18 protein-coding genes are annotated in these 19541 nt (G+C 73.8%); 11 read left to right on the top strand and 7 right to left on the bottom strand.

The genetic code is table 11. From position 1 onward, the window contains the following. Positions 1 to 178: 178 nt before the first annotated feature. On the bottom strand, positions 179 to 1438 hold the full coding sequence (locus tag ACIBIW_RS02125; protein ID WP_399330928.1) for an MFS transporter: 1260 nt from the start codon (positions 1436 to 1438) through the stop codon (positions 179 to 181). Positions 1439 to 1605: 167 nt separating this feature from the next. Between ACIBIW_RS02125 and ACIBIW_RS02120 the strand changes: the two genes are divergently transcribed. Continuing rightward, entirely contained in the window at positions 1606 to 2565 is a 960-nt protein-coding gene (locus ACIBIW_RS02120) for a LysR family transcriptional regulator (RefSeq protein ID WP_399330926.1), read from the top strand. An 11-nt stretch (positions 2566 to 2576) separates the two neighbouring features. Further along, positions 2577 to 3074, top strand: coding sequence for a hypothetical protein (locus ACIBIW_RS02115; RefSeq protein WP_399330924.1), 498 nt, complete (start codon positions 2577 to 2579; stop codon positions 3072 to 3074). A 33-nt stretch (positions 3075 to 3107) separates the two neighbouring features. Here ACIBIW_RS02115 and ACIBIW_RS02110 read toward each other — a convergent pair whose 3' ends face one another. Next, positions 3108 to 3680, bottom strand: a complete 573-nt coding sequence (locus tag ACIBIW_RS02110; protein ID WP_399330922.1) for a hypothetical protein — start codon at positions 3678 to 3680, stop codon at positions 3108 to 3110. Between the two features lie 474 nt (positions 3681 to 4154). On the opposite strand from ACIBIW_RS02110, the gene ACIBIW_RS02105 reads away from it, so the two are divergent. Further along, a complete protein-coding gene (locus tag ACIBIW_RS02105; RefSeq protein ID WP_399330920.1) occupies positions 4155 to 5834 on the top strand; it encodes an AbgT family transporter in 1680 nt (559 codons plus the stop codon). 47 nt (positions 5835 to 5881) lie between these two features. Then, positions 5882 to 7201: an amidohydrolase gene (locus tag ACIBIW_RS02100; RefSeq protein ID WP_399330918.1), complete on the top strand. Its 1320-nt coding sequence runs from the start codon at positions 5882 to 5884 to the stop codon at positions 7199 to 7201. On the opposite strand, the gene ACIBIW_RS02095 is transcribed toward ACIBIW_RS02100, so the two are convergent. Beyond that, positions 7104 to 8603 carry an MFS transporter gene (locus ACIBIW_RS02095; protein ID WP_399330916.1) on the bottom strand — a complete coding sequence of 500 codons (1500 nt, stop codon included), beginning with the start codon at positions 8601 to 8603 and terminating at the stop codon, positions 7104 to 7106. The genes ACIBIW_RS02100 and ACIBIW_RS02095 overlap by 98 nt on opposite strands. 122 nt (positions 8604 to 8725) lie before the next feature. Between ACIBIW_RS02095 and ACIBIW_RS02090 the strand changes: the two genes are divergently transcribed. After that, entirely contained in the window at positions 8726 to 9169 is a 444-nt protein-coding gene (locus ACIBIW_RS02090) for a MarR family winged helix-turn-helix transcriptional regulator (RefSeq protein ID WP_399330914.1), read from the top strand. A gap of 27 nt (positions 9170 to 9196) precedes the next feature. Here ACIBIW_RS02090 and ACIBIW_RS02085 read toward each other — a convergent pair whose 3' ends face one another. The 3 genes from ACIBIW_RS02085 to ACIBIW_RS02075 form a co-directional block, all read right to left on the bottom strand. Beyond that, entirely contained in the window at positions 9197 to 9613 is a 417-nt protein-coding gene (locus ACIBIW_RS02085) for a PaaI family thioesterase (RefSeq protein ID WP_399330912.1), read from the bottom strand. Beyond that, complete coding sequence (locus ACIBIW_RS02080; protein ID WP_399330910.1) at positions 9610 to 10776, bottom strand: aromatic ring-hydroxylating dioxygenase subunit alpha; 1167 nt, start codon at positions 10774 to 10776, stop codon at positions 9610 to 9612. The genes ACIBIW_RS02085 and ACIBIW_RS02080 overlap by 4 nt, the downstream gene beginning before the upstream one ends. A gap of 194 nt (positions 10777 to 10970) precedes the next feature. Continuing rightward, complete coding sequence (locus ACIBIW_RS02075) at positions 10971 to 11645, bottom strand: TetR/AcrR family transcriptional regulator (protein WP_399330908.1); 675 nt, start codon at positions 11643 to 11645, stop codon at positions 10971 to 10973. Positions 11646 to 11722: 77 nt separating this feature from the next. Here ACIBIW_RS02075 and ACIBIW_RS02070 point away from each other — a divergent pair, with 77 nt between their 5' ends. From ACIBIW_RS02070 to ACIBIW_RS02060, 3 genes are all read left to right on the top strand, one after another. Further along, positions 11723 to 13324, top strand: coding sequence for a class I adenylate-forming enzyme family protein (locus tag ACIBIW_RS02070; RefSeq protein WP_399330906.1), 1602 nt, complete (start codon positions 11723 to 11725; stop codon positions 13322 to 13324). Positions 13325 to 13450: 126 nt separating this feature from the next. After that, a complete protein-coding gene (locus tag ACIBIW_RS02065; RefSeq protein WP_399331873.1) occupies positions 13451 to 14281 on the top strand; it encodes an alpha/beta fold hydrolase in 831 nt (276 codons plus the stop codon). 165 nt (positions 14282 to 14446) lie between these two features. Further along, complete coding sequence (locus ACIBIW_RS02060; protein WP_399330904.1) at positions 14447 to 15286, top strand: SDR family NAD(P)-dependent oxidoreductase; 840 nt, start codon at positions 14447 to 14449, stop codon at positions 15284 to 15286. An 84-nt stretch (positions 15287 to 15370) separates the two neighbouring features. Here ACIBIW_RS02060 and ACIBIW_RS02055 read toward each other — a convergent pair whose 3' ends face one another. Beyond that, positions 15371 to 16513 carry an FAD-dependent oxidoreductase gene (locus ACIBIW_RS02055; RefSeq protein WP_399330902.1) on the bottom strand — a complete coding sequence of 381 codons (1143 nt, stop codon included), beginning with the start codon at positions 16511 to 16513 and terminating at the stop codon, positions 15371 to 15373. A gap of 256 nt (positions 16514 to 16769) precedes the next feature. Between ACIBIW_RS02055 and ACIBIW_RS02050 the strand changes: the two genes are divergently transcribed. The 3 genes from ACIBIW_RS02050 (at position 16770) to ACIBIW_RS02040 (ending at position 19480) form a co-directional block, all read left to right on the top strand. Beyond that, positions 16770 to 17735, top strand: coding sequence for a BTAD domain-containing putative transcriptional regulator (locus ACIBIW_RS02050; protein ID WP_399330900.1), 966 nt, complete (start codon positions 16770 to 16772; stop codon positions 17733 to 17735). Between the two features lie 69 nt (positions 17736 to 17804). Further along, positions 17805 to 18224 carry a type II toxin-antitoxin system RatA family toxin gene (locus ACIBIW_RS02045; protein WP_399330898.1) on the top strand — a complete coding sequence of 140 codons (420 nt, stop codon included), beginning with the start codon at positions 17805 to 17807 and terminating at the stop codon, positions 18222 to 18224. A gap of 80 nt (positions 18225 to 18304) precedes the next feature. Continuing rightward, the gene (locus ACIBIW_RS02040; RefSeq protein WP_399330896.1) at positions 18305 to 19480 is read left to right on the top strand and encodes a thioester reductase domain-containing protein; all 1176 of its coding nucleotides are present in this window, start codon (positions 18305 to 18307) and stop codon (positions 19478 to 19480) included. The last annotated feature ends 61 nt before the right edge of the window (positions 19481 to 19541 follow it).

Raw genomic sequence — 19541 nt, 5'->3', positions numbered from 1 at the left:
TGGGCAACTTTAGTCACTTTTGGAGGAGGACGCGGACGTACGGGACCCGGTTGCGGCCCCGCCGCCAGGACCCGTACCACCCCGCGCCTTGACCTCCATCCCGCTTGAGGTTCTACGTTCGTCTCCCACCAGGGTGTTGCGGAGGGGGCGGAGCCCCGGCCGCCGGGCGGCGTACGGGTCAGGGGGCGAGTTCCGCGGCCTGTCCGTCCACGGACGCGGACGCGGGTTCGGGGGCGCGCTCACGGCGCGGCAGCAGGAGCGGGGTGGCCAGCAGCAGCACCCCGGCGCAGGCGATCGCGGTACGGGGCCCGAGCGCGGCGGCGAGCAGCCCCCACAGGGCGGTCACCGCCGCGATGGCGGCGCTGGTGCCGACCGACCATGCGGAGAGGGTGCGCGCGACCCGGTCGGAGGCGGTGTGGTCGAGCCGGTATGTGGCGAGCAGCGGGTTGAACACCCCGCAGCAGGTGACGAGGCCCAGTTGCACCCCGACGACCAGCACCATCCCCGCAACCCCCGGCCGTACGAACGCGAGCCCCACCGGCCAGCAGGCCCGCAGCGCCCCGGAGGCGACGAGCACCCGGTGCCTGCCGAAGCGCCGCGCCAGCGGGTGCGCGAGCCGCGAGCCGACAAGACCGCCCACACAGGGCACCGCGAACACCAGACCGTACTGCCAGGGTGTGAACCCGAGGCGGCCGAGCAGCAGCACCGCCATCAGCGGCTCGCCCGCCATGATCAGCCCGTTGACCAGGAGGGCGTTGCAGAACAGCGGGCGCAGCACGGGGTGGGTCAGGAGGTGCCGCCACCCCGCGAGCAGATCGCCCGCGCGCAGCCGCGCCGCGCCGGTGCGCGCGGGGCGCGGCTCCGTACCGCCGATGGCGCGGATGCCGAGCGCGGACAGCAGATAGCTGCACGCGTCCACCAGCACCGTGGTCACCGGCCCCAGCAGCCCGATCGCGGCGCCGCCGAGCGGAGGGCCCACCACGGACGCCGTCCAACTCGTCGACTCAAGGCGCCCGTTGGCGATGAGCAGATCGTCCCGCGGCACCAGCGCCTTCAGATACGCGCCGCTCGCCGCCCTGAAGGTGATGTCCGCCGAGGCGACGACGACGGACACCAGCAGCAGGTGCGCGAAGCCGAGCAGCCCGAGCGCGTACGCGGCGGGCACGCTGATCAGCGCGGCGCACCGCACCAGGTCCGTCGCCACCATCACCGGCCGCTTGCGCCGGAACTCCACCCAGGGGCCGAGCGGCACCGCCACCGCCGCGCCCACCGCACGCCCCGCGGCGGCGAGCGCGGCCACCTGCGCGGGGCCCGAGTGCAGTACGACCACCGCGATCAGCGGAAACGCGCCGAACCCGAGCCAGGTGCCGTACGAGCTGACCGCGAACGCCGCCCACAGCCACCCGAACCCCCGCCCCAGCGCCCGTCTGCCCGCCATCCGCGCCCCACCCCTCCCCGCACGCGCCCTCGCACGCCCTACGGCGCCCGCACCCCGACCCCGCGCATCCAAGCCGGGACGGCCACCGCCGATCAAACAACCGATCCGCGAGACGCACACAACCATCGGTTGTGAGAGCGGTTCGGGAGCAGCCTAGGCTGCTCGCTGTGGATCTGGACGCCGTACGCACCTTCGTGGCAGCCGTGGACGCGGGCCGGTTCCAGGACGCCGCCGCGGACCTGTCGATCACCCAGCAGGCCGTGTCCAAGCGGGTGGCGGCGCTGGAACGGAGCCTCGGTGTGCGGCTGTTCGCGCGCACCGCGCGGGGCGCGCGGCTCACGGCCGACGGCCGGGCTTTCCTGCCGCACGCCCGCGAACTCCTGCGGGTCGAGGAGCGCGCGCTGGGCGCCCTGCGCCCCGGTGGCAGGCCGCTGCGGGTGGACGTGATCGGGCGCCGCCTCGGCCCTGCCGCGCTGCTCGGCGAGTTCCACCGCGCCCACCCCGGCCTCGACCTCGACGTGGTGACCCTCGCCGACGCCGACACCGCGGTCGACGCCCTCCGCTCCGGCACCCTCGACGCGTCGTTCCGCGCGGTCACCATGCCGGGCCGCAGGCTGCCCGACGGCATCGCGGCCACCCGGGTGTGGGACGAGCCGATCGAACTCCTCACCGGCCCCGCCCACCCGCTCGCGTCGGCCCCCGAGGCCGCCCCCGCGCGGCTCTGGGGACACCGCATCTGGATGCCGGGACTGACCCCGGGCACCGAGTCGACCGCCTACTACACGGCGCTCGCCGAGGAGTTCGCCCTCACCCTCGAACTGACGGGACCCGACTTCGGCACCGCGCCCCTGCTCGACACCCTCGCGGCCTCCGCCACCCTCGCGACCTTCGTCGGCGCCCGCACCCACCTCGTCTGGCCCCCCGCCCACGACCTGCGCCGTATCGCGCTGCGCGGGCCCGAAGCGGTGTACGCCCACTCCCTCGTCCACCACCGCGACAACCCGCACCCCGGTCTTGCGGCCCTCCGCGACCACCTGCGCGACGGGCGGTTGCTGAGACCGGGGGCGTGGGTGCCGCGGTGGGCGAGGGGGTCGGCCACGGCACCGGGCGGGCGCGCCGCTGTGTAGGGTCCTGCCGCATGGCAGACCTGTACGAGACCCACGTCACGGCCGAGCTGTCGCCCGACCTGACGGAGCCCGAACTGGCCGAACTCCGCTGGCACCTGGGCCTCGGCCCGCGCCCCGGGCGGCTTGTCATCGTGGTGGACGGCTGGCCGGTGGTGACGGCCGACGAGGACGGCGAGCCGCTTCCCGAGGACCGGTGGGAGAGCGACGCGTACCCCCTCCTGGCCCAGCGGGGCCCCGCCGACCCGAGGATCGGCGGCATCGCCTTCGCCGGACTGACCCGCCGCGACGGATCACCCGACCAGGCCCGTTGGGCACTCTCCGCACGCCAGGTCATCCACCCCGACGACGGATGGCCGCTCGACCAACTCCTCGCCTGGATGCGCCGCCGCGCGTCCGGCCACCACGGCGGCCCGCCCGAGGTCCGGTTCCACCAGCGCTTCCACGAGGACGGCCCGTCACTGACGGATTACCTGCCGGGCGCTGAACCGGGGGACGGGGGAGAGGCGTGAGACGGGGGCAAGGGGCCGGGTGGCCATGCCCGGTCAACCGGTGCGCGGCACGCGGCCGGTGCGCGGCCCGCGGTGTCCTGACCGGTTCCCGGCGACGTTCCGGATCTTCCTGGTACGCCCGTACTCGGCGATCAGGGCGAGCAGTTGCGGCGACGCCGACGTGTCGGCAAGGGTGCGCTGCATCCAGTCCGTGACGTCCGCCAACTCCTCCGGCGTGGGCAACTCCCCTGCCCTGACGGACAGATAGCACAGCCAGTCGCGGACACGGCGGTGGATGAACTCACGGTGGCCCTCGGCCCTGAGCCGGTCGAGTTCCGGCAGAATCCCCGCCGACCACTGCCGGAACTCGGAGGCGGTCGTGGCCTTCATGGCGACCCTGTCGACGAGGTCGACCACGGCCGACTTGGCCACCATCTCGGCCGGTTCGCGCAGAAGCACCGCCACCAGCGCGCGGTCGCCCGCGCGGCTCCGGGCGGCGGCGGCCACGGTGACGATGCGCCGATACGCCCGATAACGCATGTGCTCGTCGCGGACGGCATCGTCGACGTCGATATCGATGATTCCGGCTCCCCCGAGCAGTCCGCCGAGATCACTGCGCAGCGTCATCGCGGCACGCCTCTCACACCCATCCCTCCGCCCGCCTCCACTCGCCGGGCCCACGAACCACGATACGGAGGAACAGCCCAGGGGCCGAGCCCACCGCAGGCGGCCACCGTGCCCGGCTCCGCGTTCCGTCCGCAGCCAGCACGGTGTCCTTGTCGGCCGCCACCTCCCCCGGAATTGTGAACATCACGCAAAGCCTCGGCGGAGCCCGCGCCCGCCGCCCCCTCGGCCCTCCTGCCCCTGCCACGGCCGGAGTTGGGCCGCAGGCCGCCCGCTGCCGGCCCCCGTCTCCCGGGGCGAAGCGCCAGGAAAGCCCCACCCCTGAAGCCTGCTCGCATGCTTGACGGGTTCCTGCTGCCGGGGTTGTGCTCTGGGGTAACACCCGCCTCCCGTGTCGCGAACGAGTGAGGGACCCATGCGTGTTCGTACCACCGCCGTGTGCCCGTCGCGGCGCATACCGACTGCCCGGGGGGCGCGATGAGCGGCGGGGAGGGGAGGCCGGGGCCCGCGGCGGCGGGGGAGGGGGCCGCGGGCGGTGGCGGCGGGATCGACGCCGGGCGGCTCGGGCGGGTCTTCCGCGTCGTCGAGCGGGCCGGCGGGCGCATCCCGCACCCCTTCCTCCTCTTCCTCTATCTCCTCATCGTCCTCGCCGTCGTCTCCGCCGTCCTCGCGGGGGTCGGCGCCGACGCCCGTATTCCCGGCGCCGCGCACGCCACCGCCGTCCGCTCCGTCCTCTCCCTCGACGGGGTACGCCAACTCCTCAGCACCTTCGTCGACAACTTCATCGGCTACCCGCCCCTCGGCGTGGTCCTCGCGATGCTCCTCGGCGTCGGTGTCGCCGAGCGCGCCGGCTTCCTCTCCGCGGTCGTCTCCGCGGTCCTCTCGCGCGTCCCGCGCGGCCTCATGCCGTACGCCGTCACCTACATCGCCGCGCAGGGCCACGTGATGGGCGACGCCTCGATGGTGATCCTGCCGCCGCTCGCGGCCCTCGCGTTCCGCGCGGTGGGGCGCCACCCCATCGCGGGGATGCTCGGCAGCTTCGCGTCCACTACCGTCGGCTTCGCCTCAGGCGTGCTGATCGGCGCCCTGGACGCCAACCTCTCCACCATCACCGCCTCCGTCGCCCCGCACGGCTATGACATCCACGTCTCCGTGGTGATGAACTACTTCTTCCAGGCCGTCTCGGGGCTCGTCCTGCCGCTGCTCACCGGCTTCCTCCTGGTCCGCTGGGTCGAACCCACGCTGCCGCCGTACCGTCCCGAGGAGGCGCAGGAGGCGCAGGAGGCGCAGGAGGCGCAGGAGGCGCAGGACGCGCGGGACGCGCAGGAGGCGGACGAGGGACGGGAAGGGGCCGAGGGGGAGGCAGACCCCACCGCGCTCGTCGAGACCATAAGCCCCGCGCAGCGGCGCGGGCTGCGGTACGGCGCGCTGGCGCTCGCCGCCTTCCTCGCCCTCGTGTTCACCTGCTGGCTGGTTCCGGGCGGGCCGCTGCGCGGACCCGGCGGCGGCCTCGTGCAGTCGCCGTTCTTCGACGGCATCGTCACCCTCGTCATGCTCGCGTTCCTCATCTGCGGCATCGCGTACGGCATCCCCGCGGGCACCATCCGCCGCGCCTCCGACGTGCCCCGGCTGATGGGCGAAGCCCTCAAGAGCATGCTGGGCTACATCGTGATCGCCTTCACCGCGGGGCAGTTCATCGCCATGTTCACCTGGAGCCATGTCGGCGACTACCTGGCCGTACAGGGCGCCGACGTGCTGCGCACCGCGCATCTGACCGGGTTCCCCGCGATCCTCGTGGCGATGGTGTTCAGCGCGCTGCTCTCGCTCGTGGTGTTCTCCGGCTCCTCGCTGTGGACGGTGCTCGCACCCGTTCTGGTGCCGGTGTTCGTCGGGCTCGGCTACCACCCGGCGGTGGTCCAGGCCGCGTACCGCGTCGGCGACTCGGTGACCCACCCCGTCTCGCCGCTCAACCCGTACGTGTACATGCTGGAGCTGTCGGCCCGCACCTACGACCGCACGTTCACCCTCGGCATGATCTTCGCCAGGCTGAGCCTGTTCGTGGTGCCGGTGGCGCTGCTGTGGACCGTACTCTTCGCGGTGTTCTTCTTCGCCGGCATCCCCTTCGGCCCCGGGGTGCCGACGAGACTGGGGCACTGAGGGGCAGCGGCGGGGCCACGCACACACGCACCAGGAGGTCGGACGCGATGGTGGAGGAGAGCGGGCGCCAGCCCGTCGACGGCGGCGCGGCCGCGCGGGGGACGGCCGGGCAGTCCACGGCGGTGCGGTGGCGGCGGGATATCCACCGGCACCCCGAGGTCGGCTTCACCGAGTTCCGCACCGCGAGCCTGATCGCGGGGCGGCTCGCCGACCTCGGCTGGGAGGTGCGTACCGGCGAGGACGCCCTCGCCCCCGGCGCCCGGCTCGGTGTGCCCGCGCCCGACCAGCTCGAACGGGCCTACTTGCGGGCCGAGTCGGAGGGCGGCGACCCCCGCTTCCTGCCCGCGCTGCGCGGCGGCAACACCGCGGTCGTCGCCACCTGGCGGGCGGCGGCCCCCGGGCGGGCGTTCGGGCTGCGGGCCGACATCGACGCGCTGCCGCTCCACGAGTCGGCGGACCCCGCGCACTTGCCCGTACGCGGCGGGTTCCGCTCCGTGCACGACGGCGTCATGCACGCCTGCGGCCACGACGGCCACATCGGCATGGCCATGGAACTCGCCGAGCGCATCACCGCGCAGCCGCCGCCGCGCGGCAGCGTCACCCTGCTCTTCCAGCCCGCGGAGGAGGGCGGCAGGGGAGCGCGCTCGATGGTGCCGCGGGGGGTCGCCGACGGTATCGACGTGTTCGTCGCGGCACACCTCGGGCTCAACCAGCCGACCGGCACCGTGGTCGGCGCACTGGACGGGCTGCTCGCCAACGCGAAGATCCGGGCGGTGTTCAGGGGCGTCGCCGCGCACGCCTCGATGGCGCCGCACGAGGGCCGCAACGCACTGCTCGGGGCCGCCGCCGCGACCCTGGCCGTACAGGGTCTCCCGCGGTTTCCCGGGCACGAGACCCGGGTGGCGGTCGGCGCGATCCACGGCGGCACCAGCAGCAACATCGTGCCGGACACCGCCGAGGTGCTGCTGGAGACCCGGGCGGACGACGGCGCCGTCAACGAGGAGTTGCGGGCCCGCGCGGAACGCGCCCTGCGCGGCGCCGCGGAGATGTACGGGCTCGGCGTCGACATCGACCTGATCGGCTCCGTCACGACCGCACGCGCGGACCGCGAGGCGGTCGCCCTCGTCGAGGCGGCGGCCACCGCCGGGGGCCTGCGGCTCACCGCGGCGAGTGGTGAGAGCGGGGTGGCGAGCGACGACGCCACCGCCTTCATGCGCCACGTCCAGGAGCGCGGCGGCATCGCCACCTACACGGCCCTCGGCGCCACCCTCACCGCCCCCCACCACACCCCGGCCTTCGACTTCGACGAGACGGCCCTGGCACCTGGCGTGGCATTCCTTGAGGACCTGGTGCGACGGTCCCTCTGACCTCCGCCCCGGCCTCCTGCCGCGGGGGCCGGGCGGACCGGGCGGGCAGGAACCAGGCGACGGCGGCGGCGACGGCACAGATACCGGCGGATATCCACAGCACCTCTGTGTAGCCGCCCGCCGTCGGCCCGCCGCCGCTGACGTGGGCGGCCAGCACGGTGGCGGTGAGCGCGCTGCCCAGGGAGAAGCCGGTGAAGCGGACCACCTGGTAGAAGCCCATGGCGCTGCCCGTCTCCCCGGCCGGGACCGCCCGCACGATCAGACCGGGAATCGCGGCGAAGGTGGTGCCGAGGCCCACCCCCAGGACACCCGTCATCACGAACGCCTGCCACAGCGCGCCGTGGAAGACGGCGAAGAACCCACCGCCCAGCGCGGCCACGAGGCAGCCGAGCGCGAGCACCGTACGGGCCCCGAGGCGTGCCACCAGGACCGGCAGCGCGCGGGAGCTGCCCAGCATCAACAGGGACAGGGGGACGAGGACGAGACCGGCCACGACGGGCGAGGCGGAGAACCCGAATCCGCCCGAGCGCGGCGACTGGACGAACTCCGTCACCGCCGAGAGCACCATGTACATCGCGGTGCCGAGCACCAGGGCGCAGGCGTCGCCCGAGAGCACGGAGGGATGGCGCAGCAGACGTAGCTGGACCAGCGGGTTCGCGGCACGTAGCTGCTGCACGGCCCAGGCCGCGAGGAGGACGAGCCCGGTGGCCAGCAGGCCGATGACCACCGACGAGCCCCAGCCCCACTCCGTCCCCTCCGCCACCGCCACCAGCGTGGCGACCAGGGCGAGCGCCAGCAGCAGGGTCCCGGCCAGGTCGAGCCGGCCGGTGCCGCCGCGTCCCGCGCCCGACGGCACGACCACGGCGACCAGGACCAGCGCGAGGCCGGAGACGGCAGCGCCGAACCAGTACGCGCCCGACAGCCCCCACGCCTGCGCGATCCACCCGCTGACCGGGTAACCGGCACCGAGGCCCGCCGCCGACGACACCGACAACAGCGCGATCATCGGCGCCACCCTGGCCCTGGGCAGTTCCTCGCGGGCGGTGGCCATCGCCAGTGGCGCCAGCCCGAGCCCCACACCTTGCAGTCCGCGGCCGACGACCAACGCCCCCAGGCCGTCCGCGAGCGCGGCCACGACGCCGCCCACCGTGACCACGGCAAGACCGCCGAGCAGCGTCGCCCGCCGTCGCGGACCGTCGCCGAGCCGGCCGAGGACCGGGGAACTCACCGCGCCGACGAGCAGTGCCACCGTCAGCGACCACTGCGCCGTGCTCAGCGACGCGTGGAAGTCGCGGGCGACGGTGGGGATCAGCGGAGCGCCGAACGAGCTGATGATGCTGGCGACCAGCGTGGCCAGCACCAGCACGGGACCTGTCAGCGCGCCGCGGCGCCTCCCGTTCATCGCGGCGCCCCGCAGGCCCGTACGCGACCGATGCCCATGGGACCTCCTCGGAAAAGCGCGTGTGATTCGCATGCAGTTTGACGGTACGCCTCTTGCGTGCGGTTCGCACGTATCCTGGGGGGATGGCGAATACGGGACTGGCGCGTGACCTGGCGGAGGCACTGGGGCAGCTCCTGCTGCGGCGCAACAGGAGCGCGCTCTACGACGCGATCCTCGAATCGGCGCCGACGGGGGTCGACCGCCAGACCTACCCGGTGCTGAGCGGGCTGGCCCGGCTCGGACCGCAGTCGGCGGCGCGGCTGGCCGACGAGGTCGGCATCGACCGCTCCGGCGCGAGCCGCTATGCCGACCGGCTCGAAGCCGCGGGCCTGCTGGAGCGCGGCCCCGACCCCGACGACGGCCGCGCCACCCTGCTCGCGCTGACGCCCGCGGGGCGCGCCGCGGCCGCCGGGCTGCGCGACGCGCTGACCCGGCACCTCGCGGGCCGGATCGCGGACTGGCCCGACGGGCAGGCCAGGGCCCTGGTCGACGGCATCCGCCTGCTCGTCGACACGCCCCCCGAGTGACTCCCCCCCCCGATGACGGGACGGCCCTCAGTCCTTGGCCGCCACCACGATGGTGCCCTGGGCCACCGCCACCAACCGCTCCTCGCCATCGCCGAGCATGTGCACGGTGCACTGGCAGACCGCCTGGCGGCGGGTGGTGGTGAGGGCGAAGGCCCGGGCGACGGCGGTCTCGCCGATCGCCGGCCTGCTGTAGTTGATCTTGTACTCGGCGGTGAGGGCGTCGCCGCCGAGTGCGAGGCCGCCCGCGAAGGTGAGCGCGTTGTCGGCGAGGTAGCTGATGACGCCGCCGTGCAGAAAGCCGTGCTGCTGCTGGAGTTCGGGGCGGTTGCGGACGCGGATCTCGGCCGAGTCGGGCCCCACGTCCGTCAGTTCCGCGGCCAGGAAGCGGCTGAAGGGCTGGGCCTCGAAGACGCTGTGCGCGAAGGCGGTGAGGTCGGTCGTCATACGGGCTGTCCTGTCGTGGAGTCGACGCGTGCGTCGATGGTGTCCTGGAACATGGCGAGCAGGCCCTCCGCGAGGCCGAGGACGTGGTGGTCGCTGCCGCCGTGCAGCAGGCCGCGCTGCACCTCCTCGGCGATGGCGAAGTCCTCCTGGTCGAAGACGGTGTCGTTGGTGAACCTGAACCGCTTCTCCAGTGCGCTCTGCCCCGCGGAGCCCGTGAAGTCCTCGGCGCGGTAGAGCATTTCGTGGGTCCACACGGTCCGGTCGGGGGCGAGCGGCCAGAACGTGTTGATGGACACGTAGTCGGGGTGGAGGATGAAGAAGGTGTTGGGGAAGAGCGTGTAGTACACCGAGGCGTAGTCCAGGATGCGCCACTCGTCCTCGGGCTTCGACGCGGTCTCCCCGATGTTGGTGCGCGCCGCGGACAGGCGGAAGTGCGGCCCGTCCTCGTCGTGCGCGATCACACCGCGCTTGAACGCGAACGCGAGGGTGTCCCGGTGCAGGTAGGGGACGTGGTAGCCCTCCAGGTAGGTCTTGATGAGCAGCTTCCAGTTGGCCTCCTTGACGACTTTGGTCTTCTTGTACGGCACCAGCGACGCCACGTCGAAGTTGACGAGGTCGTCGTGGAAGGCGCCGAGGAAGGCGGGTATGTCGAGCTTCGCGTCCCGGTCCCTCGACAGCCAGACGAGGCCGCCCGACTCGGTGGCGGGCAGCTCGATGAGGCCATGGTCGCAGGCGTTCACACCGGGGAAGTCCTGGGAGCGTGTGATGCCCTTCAGCGCGCCGTCCAGGCCGTAGACCCAGCCGTGGAAGGGGCACACGAAGTTCTTCACGGCGCCCGTCCGCTCCTTGACCAGCCGGGCGCCGCGGTGGCGGCACTGGTTGTAGAACGCCCGCACCCCGCCGTCCTCGCCACGCACCACGACATAGGGGAACAGGTCCCAGTCGCTGGTCACGTACGAGCCGGGGTCGGGCAGCGCCGAGGAGTGGCAGGCGACCAGCGGGAAGCGGCCGAAGGCGGAGGCCAGTTCGCGGTCGAGAAGGGACTCGTCGGTGTACTTGGTGACGGGGATCGTCACCACCTCGTCGAGCATCTTCTCGTCGCGCCGTGTCTCACGGAGCGTCATGAGCCGTTTGAGCATGGAGACCTGCTCGTGCTGCTGCATCTGGAACCCCTCCCCTGGGGCGGCCCGGCGGCGCGACGGGCTGGTGGCGCTCCGGCCGGGCATGGTCTGAATCGCCGTTCATTTGATCGTACGGCCGCCCATCCCGCGGAGGCAACGGAATCCGGATGGGGCGGGCAAGTCCCCCTGGGGCGGCGGAGGTTGGGCGGCCTCTCGGCGTGGCGGGCGCGGGACGCTCAGCGGGGCCCAGGCGGGTCGGGTATCCGCGCGGGGGCGCGGGGGGCCGGGGTGTGTGCGCCGAGGGCGCGGAGGCAGAAGCCGTGGATCTCGTGGCGCAGCAGGTCGTCGGCGACCCGGGGGTCGGGCGGCCCCGGCTCGGCGGGGGTGAGGCGGCCGACCAGGGACTCGGAGATCGCGCCGATCACCGCCGCCGCGGCGACCGCCACGTTCTGCGGCACGAAGGCGCCCTCGGCGATACCGTCGCCGATGACGGCCTCGCCGAGATCGGTGTACGCCCGCCGGTAGCCGAGCCGTTCGGCCTCCACGGTCGGGGACACCGGCTCGAACAGCAGGGACCACGCCATCCTGCGGCCCCTGAGCGCGCGTCCCGTGAAGGTGTGGATCAGCGCGTCGAGCCGGTCGCGCGCCCCCGCGGGCGCCGCCGCCACCGCCGCCCGCACCGCCGTCAACTCCCGGTCCGCCGCCCGCCGGAACACGGCCGCGAGCAGTTCCTCACGGCTGGCGAAGTAGGAGTAGAGCGACCCCGTGCTGACATGGGAGGCCCTGGCGATCGCGCTGACCTTCGCGCCCGCGAAGCCGTGCCTGGCCACCAGGTCGTGCGCGGCGCCGAGGAGCGCCACCTGCTTCTCCTCCGCGTGCCGCCTGGTGCGGTCGGTCTGCCGATACGCCATCGGGCCTCCTCGGCACAACACCTGAATTAGCCTTCAGAGAATAACCGAGCCGGGTGACCGCACGAGGAGCCACGCCGATGCATCTGACCGCCATGCTGGAACGCGCCGCCCGCATCGACCCCGCCAAGGACGCCCTCATCTACCGTGAGGAGCACCTGAGTTACGGCCGCCTGCTCGAACTGGCCAGGCGCGCCGCCACGGTGCTCGTGGAGCGGGGCCTGCGACCGGGGGACCGGGTGGCGGTGCAGACGTTCAACACCCCGGGGTTCGTGGTGGCCGCCTTCGGCGTCTGGTGCGCCGGGGGCGTCCTGGTGCCCGTCAACCACAAGCTGGCGGCGCCCGAGACCGCGTACGCCGTCGGGCACAGCGGGGCGCGGCTCGGCGTGGTGGCGGCGGAACTCGCGCCCCTCGCCACCGCGGCCACCGCCACGCCCGCCACCGCCACGGGTGACTCGGGCGGGGGCGCCCCCGCCACACCCCCCGTACGGTGGCTGACCACCGAGGCCGCCGCGCCCGGTCTTGAGTGGTTCGACGAACTGGTGGAGCGCGCCGAGCCGTTCACCCCCGCACCCGCGCCCGACCAGGACGCGGCGGCGCAGTTCCTCTACACCTCGGGGACCACCGGGGCGCCGAAGGCGTGTGTGCACACCCACAGGACGGTGTCCGCGGTGCCGCCGCTGATCGCCGCCACCCTGGGCCTCACCCGCGACGACCGCTTCCTGGTCGCCATGCCCATCTGGCACGCCGCCCCGCTCAACGACTGGTTCCTGACGATGGTGTTCCTCGGTGCCACCACGATCCTCCAGCGCGAGTACGCGCCCGTGGCGTTCCTCGAACACGTCGAGCGGCACCGGGCCACCGCGTTCTTCGGGCCGCCCGTCGCCTACACCGCGCCCACCAGGCTCGCGGCGGCGGGCGACGAGCGGGCCGACCCGGCGCGCCACGACCTGTCGAGCGTGCGGCGGTGGCTCTACGGGGGAGCGCCGCTGGGCGCCGACACCGCCCGTGCGCTGATGGCCGCGTACGGCACCGACCGCTTCACCCAGGTCTACGGGATGAGCGAGATGGGCCCGGTCGGCTCCGCGCTCCACCCCGAGGAGCAGTTGGCGAAGGCCGGCTCCATCGGGCGGCGCGGGATGCCGGGCGTGGACCTGCGTGTCGTCGGCGACGGCGGCCGGGACGTCGACGCGCCGGGCACCGGGGAGATCTGGCTGCGCGCCGACACCGCGATGACGGGCTACCACCGGGACCCCGAGGCCACCGCGGAGAGCTTCACCGACGGCTGGTTCCACACCGGGGACGTGGCGCGTATCGACGAGGACGGCTATCTGTACGTCGTCGACCGGCTGAAGGACGTCATCATCGTCGGCGGCGAGAACGTGCACTCGCAGGAGGTCGAGGAGGCGCTGCGCGGCCATCCGCGGATCGCGGACGTCGCCGTCCTCGGCCGCCCGCACCCCGAGTGGGGCGAGTCGGTCGTCGCGGTGTACGTGAGCGGCGACGGGGAGCCGGTGGGGCTCGACGAGATGCGCGACCACCTCGGCACCCGGCTGGCCCGCTACAAGCTGCCGCGCGAGGCGATCAGGGTCGAGCGGCTGCCGCGCAACCCGTCGGGCAAGCTCACCAAGCATGTGATCCGCGCCGAGGTGGGGATCGCGCCCCGCGACGGCGGCGCGTGACGGCGGAGACCGGCCGCGAGCGCGCCGGGGGCGCCACCTGCGGGGCCTTCGCGCCCGTACACGGAGAATGGTGGGGTGGCGGGGCCTGGGACGGCCCACGACGAGGAGCGGAGAGGAACAGGCGTGTTGCCGAAGTGGCGGTTGGGCGAGACGGTGGAGAGCCGTGCGGGTGAGGTCCGCTGGGACCGGTTCGGGCCTGAGGACGGGGAGCCCGTGGTGCTGCTGCACGGCACACCGTTCTCCTCCCGCGTCTGGGCGGAGACCGCGGCGGCGCTCGCCGCGGCGGGCCACCGGGTCCATGTGTGGGACATGCCGGGGTACGGCACGTCGGAGATGGCCGACGGGCAGGACGTGTCGCTCGCGGCGCAGGGGGAGGTGTTCGCCGGTCTCGTGGCGCACTGGGGGCTGGAACGCCCGAGCGTCGTCGCCCATGACTTCGGCGGCTGTGTGGCGCTGCGGGCGCATCTGCTGCACGGGGTGGCGTACCGGCGCCTCGCGCTCGTCGACCCCGTCGCCCTCGCGCCGTGGGGCTCGCCGTTCTTCCGCCTCGTCGGCGAGAACGCGCCCGTCTTCGAGCGCCTTCCGCCCCCTCTGCACCGGGCGCTGGTACGGGAGTACGTGGCCTCCGCGAGCCACCGGGGCCTCGGCGCCGACATGCTCGACGCGCTCGTCGCGCCCTGGACCGGGCGGCAGGGCGGGCAGGCCGCGTTCTACCGCCAGATCGCGCAGGCCGACCAGCGCTACACCGACGAGATCCAGCCGCGCTACCCGGACATCGCCGTCCCGGTGACGGTGTGCTGGGGCGAGCAGGACACCTGGATTCCCGTCGCCAGGGCCCATGAGCTGGCGTCGCTGATCCCCGGCGCACGGCTGCGGCTGATCCCCGACGCCGGCCATCTCGTCCCCCTCGACGCCCCGGCCGGACTCCTCGGCGCCCTGCTGGAGTTCCTGGCCTGAGGGCGGCCGGGCGGCCGTACGGGGCCGGGTGCCGGGGCCCGCTGACGTCAGGGGGTGTCAGCGCCCGGGCCCGGGCGCGCGGTGCCTCGCTAGGGTCGGAGCGCGGGCGCGGCCGCCCGGCCCACGGGCGCGCGAGGACCCAGCAGTCATGCGAAAGGGAACCCCATGAGCACTGCCGCCAACGTCCCGTCCACCGCACTGGTCACCGGTGCCTCCTCAGGGCTCGGCACGGAGTTCGCAGAACAGCTCGCCGCGCGCGGGCACGACCTGGTGCTGGTGGCGCGCTCCGAGGACCGGCTCAGGGAGGTCGCCGAGGAGCTGACGAGGAAGCACGGCGTCAAGACCCACGTGGTCGTGAAGGACCTCTCCCGGCAGGAGGCCGCACGCGAGGTCGCCCAGGAGTTGGCCGACCGGGCGCTCACCGTCGACCTGCTGGTGAACAACGCCGGCTTCGGCACCGCGGGGCGCTTCGAGCAGATAGCCGCGGAGCGCGACCACGACCTGCTGATGGTGAACGTCGTCGCCCTCGTCGGCCTCACCCACGCGCTGCTGCCCGGGATGCTGGAGCGCGGCAGCGGAGCGGTGCTCAACGTCGGCTCCACCGCCGCCTACCAGCCCAGCCCCTACCTCTCCGTCTACAGCGCCTCCAAGACGTTCGTACTGAACTTCTCGCTCGCGCTGCGCCAGGAGTACCGGGGCCGCGGCATCAAGGTCACCGCGGTCTGCCCCGGGCCCGTCGAGACCAAGTTCTTCGAGGTCGTCGGCACCCGCAACGCGGCCGTCGCGGGCAGCTTCACCACACCGGCCCCCGTGGTGCGCACCGCGCTCGCCGCCCTCGACCGCGACCGCCCGTACGTCACCCCGGGCCTCGGCAACGCGCTCAGCGCCCACCTCACCCCCCGCCGCCCCCGCTCCCTGGTGGCCTGGGTCGGCGAGAAGATCTGCCGCAAGGCGCTGAAGCCGGAGGACGGCCGGGGCGTCGCCGCCCAGAGCGCAGCGGGCTGAACCGCGCGCACGGGGGCGGGTTCCGCCGCCCCCGTGCGGTTCAGGAGCCCTCGTGCGGTTTCAGGAGCCGGTCGCCCCGCGCCCTCAGGCGAACCTGTCGGGGGAGAGCGCGGCGAGTGCCGGGTCGAGGGCGGTGCCGAGTACCAGGTCGGCCACCGCCTCACCGACGCCGGGGGAGTGCGCGAAGCCGTGCGCGTTGTCGCCGCCCGCCACGACGAGACGGGGGTCGCCGCCGGGGCGGCCCAGCAGCGGGTGCCCGTCGGGGGCGCGGGTCCTGGTGGCCACCGCCACCCGCGCGGGCACAGGACTGAGCCCCGGCACCTTCGCCGACAGCAGCCGGGACAGGCCCGACCAGTCGTCGGGGGTCACCGAGTGGTCGGGGTCCTCGGGGTCCACCGGCTTCGCCGCGACCCCCGGGTCGTCCAGGGTCACCCGTATGTCGTTCCCGCCGCCCGAGCCGTGGCCCCACAGCACCCGGCCGTCCTCCAACTGCCGCAGGAACGCGGGGAAGCGCTCCAGGTCGAAGTCGCCGTCGGGCTCGAAGGGCCTGAACCAGGTGACGGGCATACGCACCGTCTCAAGCGGCAGCCCGGGCAGCAGCGCAGGCAGCCACGCGCCCGCCGCGAGCACCACCTGACGCACCCTCATGGAGCGCTGCGCGGTGTGCACATGGGCGCCGCCCGGCACCAACTCCACCGCTGTGACACGGCAGTCGGAGAACACCCGGGCGCCCGCCTCCTGGGCGAGCGCCACCGCGGTGCCCGCCGCGCGCCCGGGGCGCAGCAGCCCCGCCGACGGCTCCCACACCCCCGTGTGGTGAGCGGGCATCCCGGTGTGCCGGGGGAACTGGAAGCGCAGCGCGGTCGCGCTGAACGTGCGTACCGGCACACCGTGGGCGCGCGCGGCGCGCAGCGTGCCGCCCGCGAGCGACCCGTTCTCCGGGCCGATCACCAGCGCCCCCGACGCCGTGAACAGCCCCGCGGGGCCGCCGTCCGACAGCTCGGGCCACAGCTCGCGCGACCTGCGGGCCAGCGGTACCAGGCCCGGGTGCTCGGAGCAGGCGAGCCGGAACACCCGGGAGCCGTCCTGCCAGGGGCCGAGCGCGTGCCCCGGGGTGAATCTCTCGAAGCCGACGGTGTCGACCCCGCGGGAGGCGAGACGCCACAGCGCCGCGGCTCCCCACGCCCCGAGACCCACCACCGCGGTCTCGGCATCCCATCCGCTCATGCCACCCACACTCCCGCCTCTCGTACCGGAGCCTCGGCACACTCCACCACGCGCGGGGGTGTCCGGGCATGAGTAACCGCTACTCACCCAGGGGCGGCCCGGCGGCGCGAACCCCGGGGCCGCGGCGCGGGCGTGGCACCACCGCCCCACACGGTGTCCGGCGTTTGGAGTACCGAGTACTCATGCCCGCCGGCCGCGGCGCATGGTGCCCTTCCTACGACACGGCTCAGATGTGGCGGTCGACGAGGAGGTTCTGATGCAGTTCCGGGTGCTGGGGCCCCCTGGGATCTACGACGACGTCAGGCAGCGCAGCGTCCAGCTCACGAGTCCCAAGCAGCGGGTGCTGCTCGGCGCGCTGCTGGTGCGCCTCGGAAGCCCGGTGCCGACCGAGGAGCTGATACGGGAGCTGTGGGGGGACAGCGCCCCCGACAAGGCGGCCAACGCCCTCCAGGCGCACGTCTCACGGCTGCGCCAGCAGCTCATCGAGGCGGAGCCGGGCCGGGCCAACAGCCCGCGCCTCGTGGTGCGCGGCTCCGGCTACGTCCTCCAGGCCCGCCCCGACGAACTCGACAGCGTCCAGTTCCGTTTCCTGGTCACCCGGGCCAAGCGGCTGATGGAGTCCGACCCGCACTCGGCGGGCGTGTTCCTGCGCAAGGCCCTCGGCCTGTGGCGCGGCCCGGCCCTCGACGGCGGCTCCCAGGGGCCGCTGTGCGCCGCCGCGGCCGCCCGCCTTGAGGAGGAGCGGCTGCTGGCGCTCGAAGACCTCGGCGACACCTCGCTCAGGCTCGGCCAGCACCGCCAGGTCGTACGCCGCCTTGAGGAGTTGGTGGCGTCGCACCCGAACCGCGGCCGGTTCCGCGAGCAGTTGGCCGCGGCCCTGCAACGCGGCGGGCGGCACGGCGAGGCGCGCGCGGTGCGCGACACCGTGCGCCGGCCGCGGGCCGCGGAGGCGCAGGAGAGCGGCAGGGCCGGCAATCTGCGGGTGCTGCGCGACCCGGACGCCCGCCCCGGCTGCGTCGACCTGGCCCCCGAGCCCGCCCCGGCCCGCGCGGCCGAGCCCGGCCTCGTGGAGGGGCCCGGCACCCAGGGACACGAACTCGTACGGCTGCGCAGCCGGGTGGAGGAGCTGGTCTCCCAACAGCACGCCATGCGGGCCGAACTGGAGCGCCTCACCGCGCTGGTGGAGCAGGGCGCGCCCGGCCTGCGCAGCAGCTCCGCCTGACCGGCCCCGCCCGCCAGGACACACCCCCACGTCGACCGCATGTCACTTCGAAGAGGACTGGACACGTTCATGGCCGTCATGCACAGGACCATCACCGGACCCGCCACCCCCGACCAGGTGTGGAAGGTGCTGCTGGACAGCGAGGCGTTCCCCGGGTTCATGGAGGGCGTGAGCGAGGTCAGGATCGGCGACGAGGACGGCGACAGCCGCGTCACGAGCTGGGTGGTCGAGCTGAAGGGCTCGGAGATGGAGTGGACCCAGCGCGACACGCTCGACCACGCCCAGCGCCGCTGGGACTTCGAGCAGACCGAGGGCGACCTCGCCGAGTACCGGGGCCGCTGGCAGGTCGCCGAGGCCCCCGGGGGCGCCGCGCTCGAACTGGAGGTGGAGTTCGACGTGGGCCTGCCCACGGTCGCCGACATGGTGCACCCCGCCGTCGTCCAGGCGCTTGAGGGCTACCAGCAGGCCGTGCTCGCACAGAGCGCCTGAGCCCCCCGCCGCCCCACCCCGGCCCGCCGCCCGCACCCAACGCCCCACGACCCGCCACCGGGAAGGACCATGGATAACTGATGGCTTCGACGAAACCCACGGAAGTCGCCGAGGAGTTCGCCGCCGACGTCGTACTTGCCGACGACGTCACCGGCTTCCCGGCGCCGGACCCCGAAGGGGTGTCCGAGGTGCTCCTCACCGGCGCGACCGGTTTCCTCGGGGCGTTCCTGCTCAGGGACCTGCTGCGGCGCGGACTCGTCGTGCACTGCCTGGTGCGCGGCGCCGAGCCCGCCGCCGCGCGGCAGCGGCTGACGGAGAACCTGCGCACCCTCGAACTGCTCGACGGGATGGACATGGACCGCGTCCACGTCCACACCGGCGACGTGACAAGGCCGCGGCTCGGCCTCTGCGAGGCGGACCACGCCGACCTCACGGAGCGCGTCGGCGCCGTCTACCACTCCGCGGCCAAGGTCAACTTCCTCACCCTCTACAAGTGGCTTCGCAAGTCGGTGGTGGCCGCCACCCACGAGGTGCTGCGGTTCGCCTGCGCGGCCCGCGCCACGCTCCACCACGTGTCCACCACCGGCGTGTTCGAGCCGAGGACCGACCGCCCGCCGCGCGCCGAACTCGACCCGACGGGGCCGCCCGAGGCCCTGTCGCTCGGCTACACCAAGAGCAAGTGGGTCGCCGAGCAGTTGGTCATCGAGGCGGCGCGGCGCGGTGTGCCGGTGACGATCCACCGCCCCGGGCAGGTGTGGGGCGACTCGGGGACCGGCGCCTGCCAGCCGAACGACTTCGTCTGGCGGTTCGTCAAGGGCGCCCTTCAGGTGGGCCAGTACCCGCGCAGGTTCCGCCTGGAGATGAACATGGTGCCGGTGGACTACGTCAGCGCCGCCATCGTCGCCGCGTCCCGCCACCCCGAGGGCACCGGCGGCATCTACCACCAGGTCAGCCCGAGGACGCTGAAGTCCGAGGAGATCCTGCGGCTGCTGCGCAGCGTCGGATACGACCTGGAGGAGGTCAGCATCCTGAAGTGGATGAAGGCGGTGGCCGCCGACGTCACCAACTCCATGGCGCCGCTGCTGAGCATCCTGGTGGAGTCCGAGAAGGTGGAGGTCGCCGAGTTCGCCGACAGGGTCACCAGGGACCTGCTGCGGGACTCGGGGGTCGACTGCCCCGACATCGACGAGAAGGTGTTCGGCGGCTACGTGGACTACTTCGTGCGCCACGGCATCCTGCCCGCGCCCGGCGCGTGAGGCACGCCTGACGGCCCGTCAGCAAAAGAGCGGTGTCCCGCGAGAGAACTCCTCGCGGGAC

It is taken from the genome of Streptomyces sp. NPDC050560, assembly GCF_044457285.1.
In the GTDB taxonomy this organism is placed as follows: domain Bacteria; phylum Actinomycetota; class Actinomycetes; order Streptomycetales; family Streptomycetaceae; genus Streptomyces.
This window is presented reverse-complemented; position numbering and strand designations above follow the sequence as displayed.

Coding starts and splice junctions, on each gene's coding strand:
- ACIBIW_RS02125 (WP_399330928.1), bottom strand. CDS start 1,438: ATGGCGGGCAGACGGGCGCTGGGGCGGGGGTTCGGGTGGCTGTGGGCG.
- ACIBIW_RS02115 (WP_399330924.1), top strand. CDS start 2,577: ATGGCAGACCTGTACGAGACCCACGTCACGGCCGAGCTGTCGCCCGAC.
- ACIBIW_RS02110 (WP_399330922.1), bottom strand. CDS start 3,680: ATGACGCTGCGCAGTGATCTCGGCGGACTGCTCGGGGGAGCCGGAATC.
- ACIBIW_RS02105 (WP_399330920.1), top strand. CDS start 4,155: ATGAGCGGCGGGGAGGGGAGGCCGGGGCCCGCGGCGGCGGGGGAGGGG.
- ACIBIW_RS02100 (WP_399330918.1), top strand. CDS start 5,882: ATGGTGGAGGAGAGCGGGCGCCAGCCCGTCGACGGCGGCGCGGCCGCG.
- ACIBIW_RS02095 (WP_399330916.1), bottom strand. CDS start 8,603: ATGAACGGGAGGCGCCGCGGCGCGCTGACAGGTCCCGTGCTGGTGCTG.
- ACIBIW_RS02090 (WP_399330914.1), top strand. CDS start 8,726: ATGGCGAATACGGGACTGGCGCGTGACCTGGCGGAGGCACTGGGGCAG.
- ACIBIW_RS02085 (WP_399330912.1), bottom strand. CDS start 9,613: ATGACGACCGACCTCACCGCCTTCGCGCACAGCGTCTTCGAGGCCCAG.
- ACIBIW_RS02080 (WP_399330910.1), bottom strand. CDS start 10,776: ATGCAGCAGCACGAGCAGGTCTCCATGCTCAAACGGCTCATGACGCTC.
- ACIBIW_RS02075 (WP_399330908.1), bottom strand. CDS start 11,645: ATGGCGTATCGGCAGACCGACCGCACCAGGCGGCACGCGGAGGAGAAG.
- ACIBIW_RS02070 (WP_399330906.1), top strand. CDS start 11,723: ATGCATCTGACCGCCATGCTGGAACGCGCCGCCCGCATCGACCCCGCC.
- ACIBIW_RS02060 (WP_399330904.1), top strand. CDS start 14,447: ATGAGCACTGCCGCCAACGTCCCGTCCACCGCACTGGTCACCGGTGCC.
- ACIBIW_RS02055 (WP_399330902.1), bottom strand. CDS start 16,513: ATGAGCGGATGGGATGCCGAGACCGCGGTGGTGGGTCTCGGGGCGTGG.
- ACIBIW_RS02050 (WP_399330900.1), top strand. CDS start 16,770: ATGCAGTTCCGGGTGCTGGGGCCCCCTGGGATCTACGACGACGTCAGG.
- ACIBIW_RS02045 (WP_399330898.1), top strand. CDS start 17,805: ATGGCCGTCATGCACAGGACCATCACCGGACCCGCCACCCCCGACCAG.
- ACIBIW_RS02040 (WP_399330896.1), top strand. CDS start 18,305: ATGGCTTCGACGAAACCCACGGAAGTCGCCGAGGAGTTCGCCGCCGAC.